Below are 972 nucleotides of genomic sequence, written 5' to 3' on the forward strand. Positions count from 1 at the left end.
TGGCGCAGACCGCCTTGCCGAAGCTGTTCCACAGATTCACGAGGTTCGCGATAATCACGCCCTCGCGCTGCTGCGATTCGGTTTTGCGCGTCAGTAGCCGCGCGCCGAGGCAGCGCTTGATGCGCGAGATCTGCGACTCGACCAGCGCGCGCTGGCCATACCCGTATTTGTTGCGAAACGCATGGATGCCCTTGTCCTTGATGTACTGAACGAGATGGTCGTGCCAGCGCGTCGCCGGCTGATTGTGAACGACCGCATTGGCCGGTGGGGGAATCACCGGCAGCACGCCGCAGGCTGACCACGCCTGGGTCTGCGCAATACTGTAGTACGCGCCGTCGGCGATCACGCAGTCGACGTTCGCCTCGACTGCCAGCATCGCATTCAGGCCCGCCTCGTCAGAGACGTTGTCCTCGGTGATCGCGATCTGGTGGACGTTCATCTCCGGGTCGATCGACAGGTGCATCTTGCGCCACGGCGTCTGGCTCGCGTCGCGGCCGTACTCTTGCCGATGCCATTCGCTGGCCCGGCCAAACTTCATGCCGCTGCTGTCGACGATCAGGCTGATCGCCTCGCCGTTGCCCAGGCGTTCGGCCGCGCGCGAGCAGCGTTGTTTGACGTGAACCTCGATCGTGCGGAATCGCTCGCTCAGAAGCCCGAAACCCGGCACCGCGATGTCGAGTCCGCGCAGCGCCCAGAATTCCTCCATGTGGCCGGTGATCTGTCGCATGCCCCAGCCAAACAGCCGGTAGAAGATGAAGATCAGATCGAGGTACGCATCGCTGTACGTCTGGGACTGACCCGACTCGCCCTTGCGGTAGGGCGTGTCGTTGATGAACAGCGCCTTCAGGTCGCCGTCGGGACAATACAGGCTGAGCTGTCCGCGCTTCTTCAAGCTCGCGTTGTAGTCACGCGCATTCGTCACCCGGTAGCCCGGCTTGGCTCGTTTGCGCGGTTCGCCACTCTTCAGTCTTG

The 972-nt window shown here is 63.0% G+C and carries 1 protein-coding gene; it reads right to left on the reverse strand.

Annotation, left to right across the window (positions count from 1 at the left end; genetic code table 11):
• The coding region (locus EVC45_RS44855; protein ID WP_168991687.1) for an IS5 family transposase at nt 1-972 on the reverse strand (972 nt) is incomplete at both ends.

The sequence above is a fragment of the Paraburkholderia sp. UYCP14C genome, assembly GCF_004197395.1.
Classification (GTDB): Bacteria; Pseudomonadota; Gammaproteobacteria; order Burkholderiales; family Burkholderiaceae; genus Paraburkholderia.